Here is a 17,983-nt window from a genome sequence, read left to right on the forward strand (position 1 = left end):
CGCCTGGACAACGACATTGGGAGGTGATAGCGCTAACATGTCGGGAACCTTCTGAACAGCTGGGCCACTCGCTTTGGTCGCAGAGTTTGGTAAGGCGTTCCAAGAACTACGCGTCACGCAGCCGGTAAGAGCGCGGGCGCTATGGGAGGAAGACGGATGGCGAACTACTCGCGACGCGAGACGCTCGGACTTCTTGCAGGCGCGACCGCGCTCGGCGCTTGCGCGACGGGCAGGCCGGACGGTTCGGCGCAGGCCGTTCAAGGCGCGGGCGATTCCGTCTCCTTGGACGCGCTCGCGCGTCAGAAGGGCCTTCGCTTCGGCACGGCCATCAACGCGCGGCAGCTCCGCGATCCCCGCTACGCCGAGATCGTCAAGGCGGAGTGCGGCGGCCTCGTCGCCGAGAACGAACACAAGATCTACGTCATCAAGCCCGAGCCGGACGCGTGGAACTTCGCGCCGGCGGACGCGATCGTCGACTTCGCGAAGTCGAACGACCTGGCCATGCGTGGTCACACCCTGATCTGGCACCATCCCCGCTGGCTGCCGCAATGGCTGAACGAGACCGAGTTCGGCAGCGCGTCCGAGGCGGAAGGTTTCCTCCAAGACTACATCGGCCGCGTGGCGGGCCGGTACAGCCCGTTCCTCTACTCCTGGGACGTCGTCAACGAGACGATCGACGACGAGACCGGCGAGATGCGCGAGACCTCTTTGTCGCGCGCGATGGGGCCCGAAGTGATCGACGCCTGCTTCCGCATCGCGAAGGAACACGCGCCGAACGCGACCCTCGCCTACAACGACTACATGTCGTGGGAGACGACGAGCACGGCGCACCGGCGCGGCGTGCTGCGCCTTCTCGAGCGGCTGGTCGGCAATGGCGTGCCGATCGATGCGCTCGGCATCCAGTCGCACTCGAACTACGAGATGCCGGACGAGTTCACGCCGCAGAAGCAGCGCGAGTGGCGCGCCTTCGTCGACGAGGTCGTCGGCATGGGGCTCGACATCTACCTGACCGAGTTCGACGTGAACGACACGCGGCTGCGCCCCGACACCGCCTATCGTGACGAGCTGATCGCGTCCTACACCAAGGACTATCTCGACATGATGCTCTCCTACGAGGAGACGAAGGACGTGCTCGCCTGGGGCATGGTGGACAAGGACAGCTGGCTTCAGACGTTCCTTCCGCGCGAGGACGGGGTGGAGAAGCGTCCCACCCCCTACTCTTCCGACTACCAACCCAAGGCGATGCGCGAAGCGATCGCGCAGGCGTTCCGTGACGCGCCGACACGCACGCCGCTTCGCAGCTAATACCCAGTCAGTCCCCTTGGCCGCGGCGGCGTCCCGGTCCTAGGAGCAGTCAAGGAGTTCCACATGTTCCTCGGCATCGACATCGGCACGTCGGGCGTGAAGGTCGTCGTCACCAACGACGACAGCGACGTCATCGAGCAGGCCGTCTCGCCGCTTCCCGTCTCCCGCCCCCATCCGTCCTGGTCCGAGCAGGATCCGGCCGATTGGTGGAAGGCGACGCAGGAGGCGGTTCTCCAACTCTCGCCGGATCGCCGGGCGAAGATCGAGGCGGTGGGCCTGTCCGGTCAGATGCACGGCGCGACGCTTCTGGGCGCGGGCGACGAGGTCCTGCGGCCCGCGATCCTTTGGAACGACGGGCGCAGCGCGGCGCAGTGCGTCGAGCTCGAACGGCGCGAGCCGAAGACGCGCGAGATCACGGGCAACGCGGTCTTCCCCGGCTTCACCGCGCCGAAGCTTCTCTGGGTCGCCGAGAACGAGCCCGAGGTCTTCTCCAAGGTCGAGAAGGTCTTGCTGCCCAAGGACTATGTCCGCCTCCTGATGACGGGCACCTACGGCTCGGACATGTCCGACGCGTCGGGTACGTCCTGGCTCGACGTCGGCAAGCGGGCCTGGTCGCCCGCCATGCTGGAGGCGACGGGCCTCACCGAAGCGCACATGCCCGAGCTTTTCGAAGGCTCGGACGCCACCGGCACGCTGCTGCCCGAGGTCGCGAAGGCCTGGGGCATGAACGCGGTGCCGGTCGCGGGCGGCGGCGGCGACAACGCGGCGGGCGCCGTCGGCGTCGGCGTCACGGGCCCTGGCGACGCCTTCATGTCGCTCGGCACGTCGGGCGTCCTGTTCCTAGCGGGCGAGGCGTTCTCGCCGAACCCGGACTCGGGCGTTCACGCCTTCTGCCACGCCCTTCCCGGCCGCTGGCACGAGATGACGGTGATGCTGTCGGCGGCCTCCTGCCTCGACTGGGCGATGCGCCTGACGGGCACGCCGGATGCGGGGAGCCTCGTCGCGGCGGCGGAGAAGAAGGGCCGCCTCGACGCCTCGCTCTTGTTCCTGCCCTACCTTTCGGGCGAGCGGACGCCGCACAACGACCCTCATGCGCGCGGCGTCCTCTTCGGCCTCGACCATGACAGCGGCACGCCGGAGGTGGCGCAGGCCGTACTCGAAGGCGTCGCCCTCGCCTTCGCGGACGGGCTCAACGTCCTTCGCGATCCGGGCCGCGTGTCCGAGGTCACCGTGATCGGCGGCGGGGCGCGGTCGTCCTATTGGGGCCGCATCCTGTCGGCGGCGCTCGACAGGCCGCTCGCCTATCGCCGCGACGCGGATGTCGGCCCGGCCTACGGCGCGGCGAAGCTCGCGCAGCTCTGCCTCGGGAATGCCGACGCGGACAAGGTCCTCGCCGCGCCGCCCGTCCTCTCCGTCGTCGAGCCGAACAAGGACGACGTCGCGATCCTGGCGGAGAAGCGCGAACGCTTCTCCGCTCTCTACTCAACCCTTAAAGACAGCTTCCCGAAAGGAGCCTGAGATGTCGAAGTCTTCCGAGTACTTCTCGTCGGTCGAGCCCATCAAGTTCGAAGGGCCGGATACGGACAAAACGCTCGCCTACCGCTACTACGACAAGGACCGTGTCGTCATGGGCAAGACGATGGAGGAGTTCCTCCGTCCGTCCGTCTGCTACTGGCACACCTTCTGCTGGAACGGCTTCGACGTCTTCGGCGCGGGCACGTTCGACCGCCCGTGGCAGAAGCTGAGCGGTCAGGAGATGGCCGAAGCCAAGCTCGACGCGGCCTTCGACTTCTTCGCGCGCCTCGGCCTGCCCTTCTTCGCCTTCCACGACGTCGACGTCATGGCCCCGGCGTCGAACATGAAGGAGCACACGGAGAACTTCGCGCGCATCCTCGACCCGATGGAACAGAAGATGGAGGAGACCGGCGTCAAGCTCCTCTGGGGTACGGCGAACATGTTCTCCGACCCGCGCTACATGGGCGGCGCCTCGACCAACCCGGACCCCGAAGTCTTCGCCTGCGCGGCCGTTCAGGTCCGCCAAGCCATGGACGCGACCAAGCGCCTGAACGGCGCGAACTACGTCTTCTGGGGCGGCCGCGAGGGCTATGACACCCTCCTCAACACCGACCTCAAGCGTGAGATGGATCAGCTCGGCCGGATGCTGTCCATGGCGGTCGACTACAAGCACAAGATCGGCCTCGAAGGCCCGCTCCTGATCGAGCCCAAGCCGCACGAGCCGACCAAGCACCAGTACGACCGCGACGTCGCGACGGTGTACGGCTTCCTCGAACGCTACGGCCTGACCAACGACGTGAAGGTCAACATCGAGACCAACCACGCGACGCTCGCCGGCCTCTCGATGGATCACGAAGTCGCCGCGGCCTACGCGCTTGGCATCTTCGGCTCGATCGACGCGAACCGCGGCGATCCGCAGAATGGTTGGGACACCGACCAGTTCTGGAACGACCCGCTCGACATCACGCGCACGATGATCCACCTGCTGCGCAATGGCGGCTTCACGACCGGCGGCTTCAACTTCGACGCCAAGGTCCGCCGCCAGTCGATCGACGCCGAGGACATCTATCACGGTCACGTCGGCGGCATGGACATGCTCGCCAAGGGCCTCCTGTCCGCCGCGGCGCTCATCGAGCACGGCGAGGCCGACAAGTTCCTCTCCGACCGCTATGCGGGCTGGGACGGCGACCTCGGCAAGTTCATCATGGCCGAGGGCACGACGCTCGACGCCGTGGCGGACCGCGCCCTTTCCGACGGCGTGGACCCCAAGCCGCGCTCGGGCCGTCAGGAGCACCTCGAGAACCTGGTCAACCGGTTCCTCTAAGAACGGCGAGGGCCGCGCTCCGGCGCGGCCCTCACGCACTGGCGTTGTCAAAAGTTTCAACCCAAGGCAAGATTTGGGACAACGCCGGGACGGCACGAAGCCCGGGCACGACGGAGGGCACCGTTGGCTGACGGGCAGGAAGGCGGCCGCAGGCCGCAAGCGACGATCCGAGAGGTGGCCGAGCGCGCTGGCGTCTCGCAGATGACCGTCTCGCGGGTGCTCAACTCGCCCGACCTCGTCAAGCCCGAGACGCGCGCCCGCGTTCAAGAAGCCATCGAAGCGCTGCGCTACCGACCGAACATCCTTGCCCGGACGCTGGCGGGGGGTCGAGCGCTCTTCATCGGCCTTCTCTACGACAACCCTTCGCATGGCTACCTGTCCGAGTTGCTGCTGGGCGCGCTGGAGCGCTGCCGGCAGGCCGGCCATCACCTGGTCGTCGAGGACCTGTCGGGCGACGAGGCGGCCAAACCTTCGATCATCGTCAACCGCGCGCGTGACGGCGGCCTCGACGGCGTCATCATCATCCCGCCGCTCAGCGACGATGCGAGCGTCGTTCGCGCCCTGCGCGAGGCGGGCATCGCCTGCGTCCTCATCGCGCCGAGCAACCCCGAGCACGGGGACGGCGCCGTCAGCATAGACGACGCGGAGGCAGCGGCGAGCATGACGCGCTACCTGATCGAGCGCGGGCACGAGCGGATCGGATTCATCAGCGGGCCGGTCGGCCACAGCGCGGGCGTGATCCGGCAGGAAGGCTACCGCGCGGCGCTGGAGGCGGCGGGTCTGCCCTACGAAGAGGCCCACGTCGCGAAAGGCGCGTTCACCTACCGGTCGGGCATGATGGCCGCGGAGCACCTTTTGCGGACGCCCGTCCGGCCGACCGCGATCTTCGCCGGGAACGACGACATGGCCGCCGGCGCGATCGCCGCCGCGCATCGCCTCGGCCTCAAAGTCCCCGAGGACGTGTCCATCGCAGGGTTCGACGACACCGCCATCGCGAGCACCGTCTGGCCGCAGCTGACGACCGTGCGCCAGCCCATCGCCGAGATGGCGGCCCGCGCCGTGTCGATCCTCGGTCGCGAGGAAGGCGCGGAGGCGCAAGGGCCGCTACCGACCTCGATCATCGAGCGGGCGTCGGTCGGACCGCCTCACGTCAAGGCGTGACGCTGCCGGAGGGAAGCCCGGCGGGATCGGCGTTCTGTCCCATGTTCATGACGTAGTACTGACCGATCTCCACGGTCTGTCTGAGGCCGCCGACGTTGAACGACATGCCGATCTCGCCCGGCGCGTAGGCCTTCTGCGCCGTGCCGTTCAGGTAGTGGAGCTGCCAGTCCTCGGACAGGGGAACGAGGCGCGAGGCGAGCGCCGTCCAGGGCTCGCTCGTCTCTTGCAGGCGCATGTCGGCCTCGGCACGGTCCTGGTCCGGATCCATCTTCTCCGCCCGGGCCCAGACGGCGATCAGGACCACGTCGCCCGCCTCGACGCCGCCCTGAACGGGAGCGGCCGCGGAGATGCGCCAGGCGTCTGCGGCGGGACGCTTGACCTTGACCCGGAAGGCGGTGCCGCCCGCGACGTCCGCCTTGGCGACCCGGCCGCTCGCGCCCTCGCCGTAGACGTTCCAGTTCACTTCGAGCGGGTTGTTCACGAGCGTGCCGGGCAGCGCCTCTTCGAGCGCCGCGAGCGCCTCGTCCTCGGTTTGAGCCGCCGCTGGGCTCGCGAGCGCGAGGCCCGCGAGCAGTATGATCAGTCTACCTCTCATCCTTCTCCTCCCATGTCACCGCCTCTGCCCGGACGGTCAGTCCTCCGCCAGGAAGGCGGTGATCCAAGCGAACGGCGCGTTCCAGTTGATCGCGACTTCGTTCAGCGCGTAGGCGCGCTCGTCGTCGCGGTAGCAAGTCATCGGCGCGCAGCTGTCCGCGATCTCCCTTGCGACGTCGTCGGCGGGGCTCGTCTTGTTGGCGCCGCCAGCCAGCGCGCCGGGCGGCGGGAGGGGCAGGCCCTCGACGGTCGCGCCCATCCAGAAGCGGTGATGGGGGCGCCGGAGCGCGTTCTCGCCGTAGCCCGCCACGTAGGAGAAGCCGAGCGGGTTGCGGCCGAGGAGGTAGTCCTCGATTCCGAGGACCGCCGTCCGGTAGCGCTCGTCGCCGGTGAGGTCGTAGGCGTAGGCGAGGACGATGCCGCGGTTCGCCATGTCGCCGTTCGACCCCCAGCCATAGGACCGGTCGAAGGGCACGCCGTACCCCTCGCGCTCGGCCTCCGCCACGAGGGCGTCGCCCGCCGAGACGACGCTCTGACGCAGAAGGTCCCGATCGGCCTCGGGCAGCGCGTCGCTGCCGAGGAGAAGCGAGAGGCTCGCCAGGCCTTCGACCGAGCCCCAGCCAATGTCGCGGGCCGGACCGGCCGCGCCGGGGACGGCGAGGAAGGTCCGCGACGCGCGCATGTCCTCTTCGTAGTCGGCCTCGCTCGTCGTCAGCCACAGCTCCGTCGCGGCCCAGGTGAACTCGTCCGTCAGGTCGGCGTCGCCGTAGGGACCGCTGCCGCCGGGGGTCACGTCGTAGGCGAGGACGTCCGGGACGCGCTGCGCCGCCGCGTAGGCGCGCCGGGCGGCGCTCAAGCAGCGATCCGCATAGGCATCGTCGACCCCCCGGAAGACCCGCGCGCACTGCGCAGCGGTCGCCGCGAGGTCGAGGGTCGCCGCCGTCGAGGGGTAGGAGAGGTAACGCGTCTCGGGGTCCTCGTGCGGAGGCATTGGAAGGCCCGTCCAATGCTCGTCGCCAATCTTGTGATGGACCATGCCGGAGGCGTCGACGGTATCGAAGTCGAGGCTGTCCTGATCGGCGTACTGATTGCCGCGCGGCAGGCGCAGCGTCGTGCCGTCCGGCACTTGCATCGCCAACATGAAGTCCAGGTTCCAGCGCGCCTCGTCGAGCGTGTCGGGCATGCCGTTGCCGGCCTCCGGAATGCGCAAGGCGCCGTCGGGCAGACCGCCGCCCGTCCGCTCGGCGTAGTTCAGGAGCGTCCAGGTCGAGATGCCGGAGTTGACCACGTACTTTCCGTGGTCCCCCGCATCGTACCACCCCTTGGAGACGTCGAGGCTGTAGGGGCAGCCGCCCCAGTCGTTGCCGCGCGCGTCCTTCGGTCCGTAGCAGGTGGCGGCGTCCGGCGCGTGGGCGGCGGGGCGGGCCCACGCGCTGCCCACATAGGCGGCCTGGATCGGGGTGCTCGCCCGCTGATGGTAGAAGAAGGCCATCGCGTCCCGAGCGAGCGGACCGTAGAGCCCCGGCTTGATGTCGAAGGGCTCGCTATGCGCGCCGCCGGCGGTCAGGACGAAGCCCTCCCCTGTCCGGTCGACCGTATCGAAGTCGAGGATCTGCACGCGCTGACCGGAGGCGTCGTCCGCGCCGAAGGGCACCGTCTGCCCCTGCGCCACCGGCGCGCCGGCGGCATCTTGCAGCGTCCATTGCAGGGGGGTCGCCGCATCCGTCACCACGGTCGCCCGCTTCGCGCCGGCCGGCAGGTAGCCGGTCATGTTGACGTGGATCGCGCTCGCCCGCTCTGCGACGGGTGAACCGCCCGGGCCGGTCGGCTCGGACGCCGAACGGTCCGGGGCGCCATCGCTGGCACAGGCGGCGAGCACGAGCAGGCTCGCCCCGATGAGGGGTCGCAACGTCATTCATCCTCCCGGCGGGCGTCGCCCGTTCGAACTCTTTGGACGAAGAGTGCCCGGGCGGGACGTGACTCGCAAGCAAAGGGGGAAGCCAAGTTGATCCGGGAGTGGGTTCGGCTAAACCTCGTCGTGAACGGCGTGGGACTGTCGTCCCGAAACGCGAAAGGCGCCCGACAGAAGGCGCTGCGCGGAGTGCCGATGGTTCGACGTGGAAACGCTCAGGAAGGGGTGTCGGATGGACGTGAAGATCAAGAGGGCGCTGCTGCTCGCAAGCGGGCTCGGCGCGTTGTTGACGGCCGGTTGCGGCGGCGGGGACGAAAGCCCCGACGCGATGGGCGAGAATCCCGCCGCGCAAGAGGCCACCGAACAGCAAGCGGATGCGAACGAGTACCCGCCGATCCGTCCGGAGATCTGGCCGCAAGTCCAAAGCCCGGTCCAGCGCGTGCCCGCGATCGAGAACGAGGTCCAGCGCCTCCTCTCCGAGATGACGCTGGAGGAGAAGGTCGGCCAGGTCGTCCAGGCCGACATCGCTTCGGTGACGCCCGAAGAGGTCGCCGAGTACCACCTCGGCTCCGTCCTCAACGGCGGCAACTCGGCCCCCGGGGGCGACCTCCGCGCGGATCCGCAGGACTGGCTCGACCTTGCCGATGCGTTCTGGCGCGCCTCGACCGGCGAGGACGGCACGGGCATTCCGGTGATCTGGGGCACGGACGCCGTGCACGGTCATTCGAACCTCGTGGGCGCGACGATCTTCCCGCACAATATCGGCCTCGGGGCGGCGAACGACCCCGACCTCATCGAGCGCATCGGCGCGGTGACCGCGCTCGAGATCGCGGTCACGGGCCTCGACTGGACCTTCGCGCCTACGGTCGCGACGCCGCAGGACGACCGGTGGGGCCGGACCTATGAAGGCTACTCCGAAGGGCCGGACATCGTCTCGGCCTATGCGGGCCGGATGGTGACGGGCCTTCAAGGTGAAGCGGGGACCGACGAGTTCCTCGGCGCGGGCAAGGTCATCTCCACGACCAAGCACTTCCTCGGCGACGGCGGCACCGAGGGCGGCGTCGACCAGGGCGAGACGATCGCCACCGAAGAGGAGCTGCGGGACATCCACGGCGCGGGCTACCCCTCCGCGATCGAGGCCGGCGTGCAGTCGGCCATGGCGTCCTACTCGAGCTGGCACGGCGAGAAGATGCACGGCAACAAGGCGCTCCTGACCGACGTCCTCGTCGATCAGATGGGCTTTGACGGCTTCGTCGTCGGCGACTGGAACGGTCACGGCCAGGTCGCGGGCTGCGAGGCGACGGACTGCCCCAAGGCGTTCAACGCGGGCCTCGACATGTTCATGGCCCCGGACAGCTGGAAGGGCCTCTACGAGAACCTGGTCAAACAGGTGAAGGACGGCACGATCAGCGAGGCGCGCCTGAACGAGGCGGCCGCGCGCATCCTGCGGGTGAAGCTGCGCTACGGCATCTTCGACAAGGGGCTGCCCTCGACGCGTCCCAATGCGGGCGACTTCGACCTGCTCGGCTCGCCCGAGCACCGCGAGGTTGCGCGCGAGGCGGTCCGCAAGTCCCTCGTCCTCCTGAAGAATGACGGCGTGCTGCCGATCGAGCCCGGCGCCCGCGTGCTGGTCGCCGGCGACGCGGCCGACAACATGGTCAAGCAGACCGGCGGCTGGACCCTGTCCTGGCAGGGCGAAGGGAACACCCGCGAAGACTTCCCGAACGCCGACACGATCTACGAGGGCCTGGAGGCCGCCATCGGCGAGGCGGGCGGCACGGCCGTCCTCTCCGAGGACGGAAGCTTCGAGGAGCGTCCCGACGTGGCCATCGTCGTCTTCGGCGAGCCGCCCTATGCGGAGTTCCGCGGGGACCGGATGAACGTGGACTTCGCGGATCCCGGCCCGCTCGAGACGCTGCGAGGCTTCCAAGAGCAGGGCATCCCGGTCGTGTCGGTCTTCCTGTCGGGCCGGCCGCTCTGGGTGAACCCGGAACTGAACGCGTCGAACGCCTTCGTGGCCGCATGGCTTCCGGGTACGGAAGGTGCAGGCGTCGCGGACGTGCTGGTCGCGCAAGCGGGCGGCGAGGCGGCCTACGACTTCACCGGCAAGCTATCCTTCACCTGGCCCAAGGCGCCGGACCAGACGCGCATCAATGTCGGCGACGAGGACTACGAGCCGCTCTTCGCCTACGGCTACGGCCTCACCTATGGCGATGACGGCTCACTCGACCTTCTGTCCGAGGACTACGAAGTGTCCGAAGAACAGACGGGCGTGATCTTCGCCGAGGGCGGCGGCGAGGAAGGTTGGCAGATGATGCTGGCTTCCGAGGAAGGCGAACCCGTCGAGGTCAACGATCCGACGGCGCAGACCGAGGACGGGGCGCTGAAGCTGTCGCATACGGACCGCCGCGCCCAGGAAGACTCCGTGAAGCTCGAATGGTCGGGCGATGCCCCTGCCAGCTTCATGATGTCGGGTGAGCCCGTGAACTGGAGCCGCGAGCTGAACGGCGACCTCGCCCTGACGGTCGACTACCGCCTGGACGAAGCGTCCGGCGGCCCGATCCGCGTCGGCATGGGCGACGTGCTGCTCGAACTGCCCGGTCAGGACGGCACGGTCGGCGAGTTCCAGACCGTCGCGATCCGCCTCGCCTGCTTCGCGGACGAAGGCGCCGAGTTGCAGGCCATGGCGACGCCGCTGGTGCTGCAATCGGCCGCCGCCAACGCGATCACCGTCTCGGACGCGAAGCTCGGCCCGACGGAGAACGGCGCGGCCTGCCCGCCGGCGGCGGAGTAACGAAGCGAAGGCCTGGGGGCGACCGTTCCCAGGCCTTCGGCCCTAAGACGACGCGCTTGCCGATCACGGCCCCCGCGGCCGTGGCGAGCGCGCCCCGGACGGTGACGCGGACGACCGCGCTGCCTCAAGGCGCCTTTCCGACCCCTGCCCTCAAGAAGCCCGAGGACGCGCAGCGAGACGACGCCGCGTTCGTTCCGGGGTGCGAGCGTGCGAAGCCGCTTGTCCTAACGCCTCGGACGCCTGCGCGGACTATGGGGCGCGCAGGCGCGAGGCTCGGTCACACGAAGAGGGATATGAGACAGGTGACGAGGAACCCCGTCACGCCGATCAGCGTCGTGCAGACCGTCCAGCTTCGCAAGGTGAGCGCCTCCGATAGGCCCAGATAGCGGCTGACGAGCCAGAAGCCCGAATCGTTGACGTGGCTCGTCAGGCTCGCGCCCGAAGCGATGGCGACGACGACGAGGCCGAGCTCGGGGCCCGAGAGGCCCGCGAGCTCCGCGACCGGCGCGGTCAGGCCTGCGCCGGTGATCATCGCGACCGTGGCGGAGCCCTGTGCGATCCGTACGATCCCCGCCGAGAGGAAGGCGAAGGCGAGGACGGGCATGCCGCCGCTCATCAAGGCCTCGGCGAGGGTTCGGCCCGCGCCCGAGTCGACCAGCACCTGCTTGAAGGCGCCCCCTGCCCCGGTCACGAGGACGACGAGGCCCGCGGGTTCGAGCGCCCGGGTCATCGCCTCGCGCAGCTCGGGCGCGGGCACGCCGCGCCTGACGCCGAAGAGGCCCCAAGCGAGGAGGCAGGCGATCATGAGCGCCGTGAAGGGGTGACCGAGGAAGAGGAGGCCTTGCGCGACCGGGCCCGCCGTCCCCTCGCCCACCATGGCGGCGGTGACCGTCGCGCAGACGATCAGCGCGACCGGAGCGAAGATGACGAGCATCGCCTCCCCGAAGCCGGCAGCCTGACGGTCGGCAGGGACCGAAACCGGGGCCGCATGGGCAGGTGCGCCGGCCTCGGCGAAGGCTTTTTGCTTCTCCAAGGCGCGGCCGAGGACCGGTCCCGCGACGAAGGCGGCGGGCAGCCCTGCGAGCGCGCCGAACAGGATGACCCAGCCAAGGTCGGCGGACAGGATCTCCGCCACGGCGATCGGTCCCGGGGTCGGCGGCACGAAGGCGTGGGTGACGGCGAGGCCTGACAGGAGGGGGATCGCGAAGCCGATCAACGGCCTTCCCGTCCGCTCGGACAGGCCGATCAGGACGGGCATCAGGATGATCAGCGCCACGTCGAAGAAGACCGGGATCGAGACGAGGAAGCCGATCAGGGTGAGCGCGGCGGGCGAACGCTCCGGTCCGAAGCGGGTGAGGAGCGTGTTCGAGATCGCGTCGACACCCCCTGAGTGCTCGAGCAGCGCGCCCATCATCGCGCCGAGGCCGACGACGACGGCGACGAAGCCGAGCGTGCCGCCCATGCCGTTCCGGACCGACTCGACCACATCGGTCGGCGTCATCCCGATCGTCAGGCCGAAGCCGAGCGAGACGAGGATCAGCGACAAGAAGGCCGGTAGCCGGACCCACAGGACGAGGACGAGGAGGGCCGCGACCGCGGCCCCCGTCACCAGGAGCGGAAAGAGGACCACGTCCCTACCCGCCGAGCTTCACCCGCGCGAGGAAGGAACCGGAGGTGATGTAGATCGCGTCCTCCGTGTCCGTCAGCGCGACGTTCGCCGCCGCCGTCCCCGTGCGGACGAGCGCGAGGCGCTCGCCTTCGGGGGAAAGAAGGTGGATGCCGCCGGGCCCTGCGAGCCAGATGTTTCCCGACTGCGAGACCGCCATGCCGTCGGGCAGACCGGGCTCGCCTGCCTTCACCATCGCGGTCAGGTCGATCAGGACTCGCCGGTTCGTCACGTCGCCATCCTCGCCGACGTCGTAGGCGTAGAGCCTCGCGGCGTCCGGATCGGAGACCGCGACGTAAAGCGTGCGCTCGTCCGGTGAGAGGCCCACGCCGTTGGGCCGGGTCAGTTCCCGGTCGATCAGGCTCACCGTTCCGTCGGGCGAGAGGCGGTAGACACCGTTGAAGTCGAGCTCCTTGAGCTCGGACTCGTCTCCGTCCTGAAGGCCGTAGGGCGGATCGGTGAAGTAGATCGTGCCGTCCTCCGCCCGGACGAGGTCGTTGGGGCTGGAGAACCGCTTGCCTTCGAATTGCTGCGCGAGGAACGTCCGCTCCTTGGTGCCGAGGTCGACACGCGCGATCGCGCGGTTGCCGTGATCGCCCATCAGGATGGCGTTCGGGCCGTCCGCGATCAGACCGTTCGATCCCGGTTCCCTGAAGGCGGGCGGCACCTCGCCGGCAAGGCCCGAAGGCTGCAGGACCACTTCGAGCCCGCCCTCTTCGGACCATCCGTAAAGCGTGTTGCCGGGCACGTCGCTGAAGAGGACCTCGCTGCGGTCCGGCATCCAGACCGGCCCCTCGGACCAGCCGAAGGTGTCGTCGGTCAGCTTCTCGATGGCGGCGTTCTCCGGGATGACCTCGTCCGCGCGGGGGTCCAGGCGGTCTATCGATCCCACGCTCACGGGCTCACTCTCCGCATTGCCGCCGCTGACGGTGGTCACGGTCTCGATGGCGGCGGCGGGCTCGTCCGCGGTCACGCCCTCTTCGATCGTGAAGCTGCCCTCGCCGCGGATGTCGGCGGAGGTCGAGCCTATCATCCAGCGGATCTCGCCAGCGTCGACCCGCCAGGCGCCCTCCTGCCCCCAATAGGCGAACTGCTCCGGGCGCAGCTTGAAGCTGACGGTCTTCGTCTCGCCAGGATCGAGCGAGACGCGCGAGAAGCCGCGCAACTCCTGGACGGGGCGCGCGACGGTCGCCAGCGGGTCGCGGGTGTAGAGCTGCACGACCTCGTCGGCGGCCATCTCGCCCGCGTTCGTCACATCGGCGGAGATGGTGATCGTCCCGCCGGCGCCGACCGTCTGCGTGTCCTGCGAGATCCCGGCGTAGTCGAAGCTCGCGTAGGAAAGCCCGTGCCCGAAGGGGTAAAGCGGCGTGATGTCGACGTCCGTGTAGCGCGAGCTGTCGTTCTCGAGGTCGGGGTCCGCCGGCCGTCCCGTCGGGTAGTGGCCCATGAAGATCGGCACTTGCCCCGTTCGGCGCGGGAAGCTCGCCGGTAGGCGGCCGCCCGGGCTCTCCTCGCCGAAGAGGACGGAGGCGACGGCGGGGCCGGTCTCGACGCCGAGGAACCAGGTCTCGAGGATCGCGTCGGCCTCCGCGTCGAGCGAGGAGATGTCCAAGGGGCGCCCGTTCATCAGCACGACGACGACCGGGGTGTCGGTCGCCAGGATCGCTTCGGCCAGGGCCGCCTGCCCTGCGGGCAGCGTGATGTCCGAGCGGCTCCGCGCCTCGCCGGAGTAGTTCCAGTCCTCGCCGATGACGAGCACGGCCACGTCCGCCCGCTCCGCCGCGCGCACGGCGTCGCGCAGGTCGCGGCGGTCGGGCATGCTGCGGGCGTCGGCACCGGGGACGTAGTCGATCCGTACCCCTTCGGGCAGCGCGGCTTCGAGCCCTGCGCGGATCGTCACGACGTCGCCCGAGCTGCCCTGCGCCGACCAGGAGCCGAGCGGCGAGTAGGGATCGTCCGCCAGCGCCCCGATGAGCGCAACGCGGCCCGCCCCCTCGCGGATAGGCAGCGTCTGGTTCTCGTTCTTCAAGAGGACCATGGACTTGACCGCGGCGTCGCGGGCGACGGCACGGTGCTCTTCGGACAGCATGACCGCCGCCTCGCGGTCGGTGTCGTGATAGGCGTAGGGATCGTCGAAGAGGCCGAGACGGTCCTTGGCGAGAAGGACGTGGCCCACCGCATCGTCGAGCGACGCCTGGAGCGTCTCGTCGCCGCGCACCGCCTCGGCGAGGTCTTGGGCGTAGATGCCAGAGGTCATCTCCATGTCGACGCCGGCCTCGAGGGCGAGCGTGCCCGCCCCGACCCTGTCCGCTGCGACGCCGTGGTTCGTCAGCTCGAGGACGGCGTTCCAGTCGGAGACGACGAGGCCGTCATAGCTCCAGGCCTTGCGCAGGACGTCCTGCAGCAGGGGCGCGTTCGCCGTCGCGGGCACCCCGCCGATGTCGTTGAAGGCGACCATGACGCTGCCCGCGCCCGCCTCCACCGTCGCGGCGTGGAAGGGCGGCAGGTAGGTCTCGTGCAGCGTGCGCTCGGAGATGTCGGCGCTGTTGTAGTCGCGGCCGCCCTCGCCCGCGCCGTAGGCGCCGAAGTGCTTGGCCGTCGCGATGATCGTGTCGGGCGCGGTCAGGTCGCGCCCCTGATAGCCGCGCACCTGCGCCGCGGCCATGCGAGCGCTCAGATAGGGCTCTTCGCCCGCCCCCTCGACGATGCGGCCCCAGCGGGGGTCGCGCGCGATGTCGATCATCGGCGCGAAGGTCCAGTGCAGCCCCGCCGCCGAAGCCTCTTCGGCCGCGATCCGCGCGGTCGACTGGCCGACTTCGTCAGAGAAGCTCGCGGCGAGCGCGAGGGGGACGGGGTAGATCGTACGGTAGCCGTGGATCACGTCCATCGCGAAGAGGAGCGGGATGCCGGTCCGGCTCTCTTCGACCGCCGTGCGTTGCAGCTCTTCGAGCGGGCCCGCGCCCGCGACGTGCAGGTAGGAGCCGACCTTGCCCTGGCGGACGCGGTCGAACTCGCCGTCGTCCAGGCGGGAGTTGAGGTTCTTCTGACGCCCGCCCGCCATCTGATGGAGCTGGCCGAGCTTCTCCTCGATCGTCATGTTCGAGATCAGGAAGTCGATGCGCTCCTGCCCGGTAAGGCCCTGCGCCGTCGCCTGGACGGCGAGCGTCTGCGCGTCCTGTTCGTTCTGGGCTTGGGTGAAACCGCTGCCGAGCGCGGCGAGGCTCAAGCCCGCAGCGAGTGCCGCGAGCCGGTGACGGTGAAGCATGAGTGGTTCCCTTCCCTGTCTCTTCCTAACCTGCCGCGCGCTTCTTCGTCGCTTTCGGCGTCCTATTCCATCTCGAGCCGCACGTCGGAGACACGCAGGGTCAGCCGCCCAGCGGTCTTGATGAAGAGCGGCGCTCTCGTCTCGGCGAGATCCCCCTCGCGCAGGCCGGACCCGGAGAGGGGAAGCAAGAGCCGGACCCAGCCCTGCCCCGCCGCGCCCCGCAGCCGGTCCGTCACGTCCCCGGCGCCTTCGCCCGAGGCCGTCAGTACGCCCATGCGGACGGGCGCGCCCGGCGCCTCGCGGACCTCGCAGTGAACGGCGACCATCAGGCGGCCGTTCGCCTCCCGCGTGAGGTCCTGGCCCGGACCTTCGAGAACGAAGCGTGCAGGGCCAGTGAAGGTCAGTTCGCGCGCGTCCTCCTGCGCCGCCCGGTCGACGGAGCGGACGGACAGCGCGCCGTCCGTCGTCTTGGCAGCGGGGCCGGTCAGTAGGACGTCCTCGCCCTGCGACGAGAGCACGATCTTGTAGGGCGGGCGGGCACGGCCAGCGCGCAGGTACTCCGTCCCGCCGCGCGCGTTGGCCGCGTCGCGGCCGCTCTCGTCGAGCCGCGCGAGCGCGCCGTCATCGGCGTAGGTGAGGCCGAAACCGTAGGCGAAGAGCGGATCGCCATCGCCTTCACCGGCGTTGAGAGGCGTCTGATGCGGGTGCCTCGGCCAGGAGAACGAGAGCTTGCCCGCGAAGTCGCGGCGGGGCCGTCCGTCCGCGTCGCCGACCAGCACGTCCGCCACCCCGCCGCCCTCGCTTCCCGGCAGCCAGGCGGCGACGAAGGCGTTCGAGGCGTTGATCTCCGGGTTCAGGTGAAGAGGCCGGCCCGACAGGAAGACGGAGACCGTAGGGATGCCGTCGGCCCGAAGGCGCTTCAGGAGCGCGAGCGGGGCGTCGTCGGTGAAGTCGAGGTTCTCGCGGTCGCCCTGGAACTCGGCATAGGGCTCCTCGCCGAAGACGACGATGGCGACGTCGGGGCGGGTCTCGGTGCGTCCGTCTTCGGAGAGCTCAGGCGTGCCGCCGCCCGCCTCGACGGCCTCCCGCAGGCCGTCCCAGATCGACTGGCCGTTCGGGAAGCGGTCGTTCGTGTTCCCCTCCCCCTGCCAGGTCAGGGTCCAGCCGCCGCAGGCTTTCTGGATCGAAGCCGCGTCGCCCGCGACGAGGACCCGTGCGGACGGCTTGATCGGGAGGACACCGTCGTTCTTCAGGAGGACGAGGGACTTGGCGACGGCTTCGCGCGCGACGGCTCTGTGCGCGGCGCGGCCGGGAACGCTCCCGTTCCCCGCGCCGGGCCGTTCCGTCGGGCGCGGCCTGTCCCAGAGGCCGTAGCGCAGCTTGACCCGCAGGACCCGGCGGACAGCATCGTCTATGCGCGCCTCGGCGATCTCTCCTTCGCGGACCTGCTCCAGCGTGTTGCGGAAGAGCGCGCGCCAGTCGTCGGGCGCCATGATCACGTCGACGCCCGCTTCGTAGGCGGCCGGGCAGCTGTCATTGCGGCAGCCCTCGACCCCGGCATGGCCGTTCCAGTCGCCGATGACGACGCCGTCGAAGCCCATGCGGCCCTTCAGGACCTCGGTCAGCAAGTAGCGGTGGCCGTGGAGGCGCTCGCCGTGCCAGCTGTTGAAGCTCGCCATGATCGTCTGGACGCCCGCTTCGATCGCGGGCGGGTAGCCCGCGGCGTGGACCTCGCGCAGGGTCGCCTCGTCGCAGAGCGTGTCGCCCTGGTCCTTGCCGCCCTCGGTGCCCCCGTCGCCGACGAAGTGCTTGGCGGTCGCGATCAGGCCGTGGCCGCGAAGGAATCCTTCCGTGCCCGCCGCGCCCTGTAGCCCCTCGACCATGGCAGCGGCGTAGTCGCGTACGATGCGCGGATCTTCCGAGTAGCCCTCATAGGTCCGCCCCCAGCGGTCGTCGCGCGGCGTCGCGAGGGTCGGCGCGAAGGTCCAGTCCATGCCGCAGGCCTGGACCTCGCGCGCGGTGACCTCGCCGATGCGGCGGATGAGGCCCGGGTCGTCCGCGCAGCCGAGGCCGATGTTGTGGGGGAAGATCGTCGCGCCGACGAGGTTGTTGTGCCCGTGGACCGCGTCCGTACCCCAGAGGATCGGCACCTTCGTCCCCCCGCGCCGAAGGGCCGCCTGATGGAACGCGTCGACCGTCTCGAGCCACGCTTCGAGGCCCGCATAGTTGTCGCCGCCAGGGGCGGAGTTCCCGCCGCAAAGGACAGAGCCAAGCGGCACCTCGAGGAGGTCGTCCGGCACGATCGAGGCAAGGTCGGCCTGGATCGTCTGGCCGACCTTCTCCTCGAGCGTCATCCCGGCGAGAAGCGCGTCGATGCGCGCCTCGACCGCCTCGTCCCTGCCGGGACGAGGGCTCAGCTCCGGCCAGTCCTCGGGGCGGCGCTCCAT

10 protein-coding genes are annotated in these 17,983 nt (G+C 69.7%); 5 read left to right on the forward strand and 5 right to left on the reverse strand.

Translation table 11 applies throughout. From position 1 onward, the window contains the following. The first annotated feature begins 156 nt into the window (after positions 1–156). The 4 genes from GGQ59_RS12260 (at position 157) to GGQ59_RS12275 (ending at position 5,305) form a co-directional block, all read left to right on the forward strand. On the forward strand, positions 157–1,305 hold the full coding sequence (locus GGQ59_RS12260; protein WP_183819006.1) for an endo-1,4-beta-xylanase: 1,149 nt from the start codon (positions 157–159) through the stop codon (positions 1,303–1,305). 63 nt (positions 1,306–1,368) lie between these two features. After that, entirely contained in the window at positions 1,369–2,823 is a 1,455-nt protein-coding gene (gene xylB / locus GGQ59_RS12265) for a xylulokinase (protein ID WP_183819008.1), read from the forward strand. Position 2,824: 1 nt separating this feature from the next. Next, the gene (gene xylA / locus GGQ59_RS12270) at positions 2,825–4,144 is read left to right on the forward strand and encodes a xylose isomerase (RefSeq protein ID WP_183819010.1); all 1,320 of its coding nucleotides are present in this window, start codon (positions 2,825–2,827) and stop codon (positions 4,142–4,144) included. Between the two features lie 123 nt (positions 4,145–4,267). Continuing rightward, on the forward strand, positions 4,268–5,305 hold the full coding sequence (locus GGQ59_RS12275; protein ID WP_221401025.1) for a LacI family DNA-binding transcriptional regulator: 1,038 nt from the start codon (positions 4,268–4,270) through the stop codon (positions 5,303–5,305). Here GGQ59_RS12275 and GGQ59_RS12280 read toward each other — a convergent pair. Both GGQ59_RS12280 and GGQ59_RS12285 read right to left on the reverse strand, forming a co-directional pair. After that, entirely contained in the window at positions 5,295–5,900 is a 606-nt protein-coding gene (locus GGQ59_RS12280; protein WP_183819012.1) for a hypothetical protein, read from the reverse strand. The genes GGQ59_RS12275 and GGQ59_RS12280 overlap by 11 nt on opposite strands. A 36-nt stretch (positions 5,901–5,936) precedes the next feature. Continuing rightward, on the reverse strand, positions 5,937–7,814 hold the full coding sequence (locus GGQ59_RS12285) for a glycoside hydrolase family 9 protein (RefSeq protein WP_183819014.1): 1,878 nt from the start codon (positions 7,812–7,814) through the stop codon (positions 5,937–5,939). Between the two features lie 229 nt (positions 7,815–8,043). Between GGQ59_RS12285 and GGQ59_RS12290 the strand changes: the two genes are divergently transcribed. Beyond that, positions 8,044–10,605: a glycoside hydrolase family 3 protein gene (locus GGQ59_RS12290; protein WP_183819016.1), complete on the forward strand. Its 2,562-nt coding sequence runs from the start codon at positions 8,044–8,046 to the stop codon at positions 10,603–10,605. A 277-nt stretch (positions 10,606–10,882) separates the two neighbouring features. Here the strand turns inward: GGQ59_RS12290 and GGQ59_RS12295 are convergent, their stop codons facing one another. From GGQ59_RS12295 to GGQ59_RS12305, 3 genes are all read right to left on the reverse strand, one after another. Beyond that, positions 10,883–12,235 carry a GntT/GntP/DsdX family permease gene (locus tag GGQ59_RS12295; RefSeq protein ID WP_183819018.1) on the reverse strand — a complete coding sequence of 451 codons (1,353 nt, stop codon included), beginning with the start codon at positions 12,233–12,235 and terminating at the stop codon, positions 10,883–10,885. 4 nt (positions 12,236–12,239) lie between these two features. Further along, positions 12,240–15,536 (reverse strand): beta-glucosidase BglX, encoded by a 3,297-nt coding sequence (gene bglX / locus GGQ59_RS12300; protein WP_183819020.1) that lies wholly within the window; start codon positions 15,534–15,536, stop codon positions 12,240–12,242. A gap of 62 nt (positions 15,537–15,598) precedes the next feature. Continuing rightward, the gene (locus GGQ59_RS12305) at positions 15,599–17,983 is read right to left on the reverse strand and encodes a glycoside hydrolase family 3 protein (protein WP_183819022.1); all 2,385 of its coding nucleotides are present in this window, start codon (positions 17,981–17,983) and stop codon (positions 15,599–15,601) included.

It is taken from the genome of Parvularcula dongshanensis (assembly GCF_014199615.1).
In the GTDB taxonomy this organism is placed as follows: Bacteria; Pseudomonadota; Alphaproteobacteria; order Caulobacterales; family Parvularculaceae; genus Parvularcula; species Parvularcula dongshanensis.

Coding starts and splice junctions, on each gene's coding strand:
- xylB (WP_183819008.1), top strand. CDS start 1,369: ATGTTCCTCGGCATCGACATCGGCACGTCGGGCGTGAAGGTCGTCGTC.
- GGQ59_RS12305 (WP_183819022.1), bottom strand. CDS start 17,983: ATGGAGCGCCGCCCCGAGGACTGGCCGGAGCTGAGCCCTCGTCCCGGC.
- GGQ59_RS12290 (WP_183819016.1), top strand. CDS start 8,044: ATGGACGTGAAGATCAAGAGGGCGCTGCTGCTCGCAAGCGGGCTCGGC.
- GGQ59_RS12280 (WP_183819012.1), bottom strand. CDS start 5,900: ATGAGAGGTAGACTGATCATACTGCTCGCGGGCCTCGCGCTCGCGAGC.
- bglX (WP_183819020.1), bottom strand. CDS start 15,536: ATGCTTCACCGTCACCGGCTCGCGGCACTCGCTGCGGGCTTGAGCCTC.
- xylA (WP_183819010.1), top strand. CDS start 2,825: ATGTCGAAGTCTTCCGAGTACTTCTCGTCGGTCGAGCCCATCAAGTTC.
- GGQ59_RS12260 (WP_183819006.1), top strand. CDS start 157: ATGGCGAACTACTCGCGACGCGAGACGCTCGGACTTCTTGCAGGCGCG.
- GGQ59_RS12285 (WP_183819014.1), bottom strand. CDS start 7,814: ATGACGTTGCGACCCCTCATCGGGGCGAGCCTGCTCGTGCTCGCCGCC.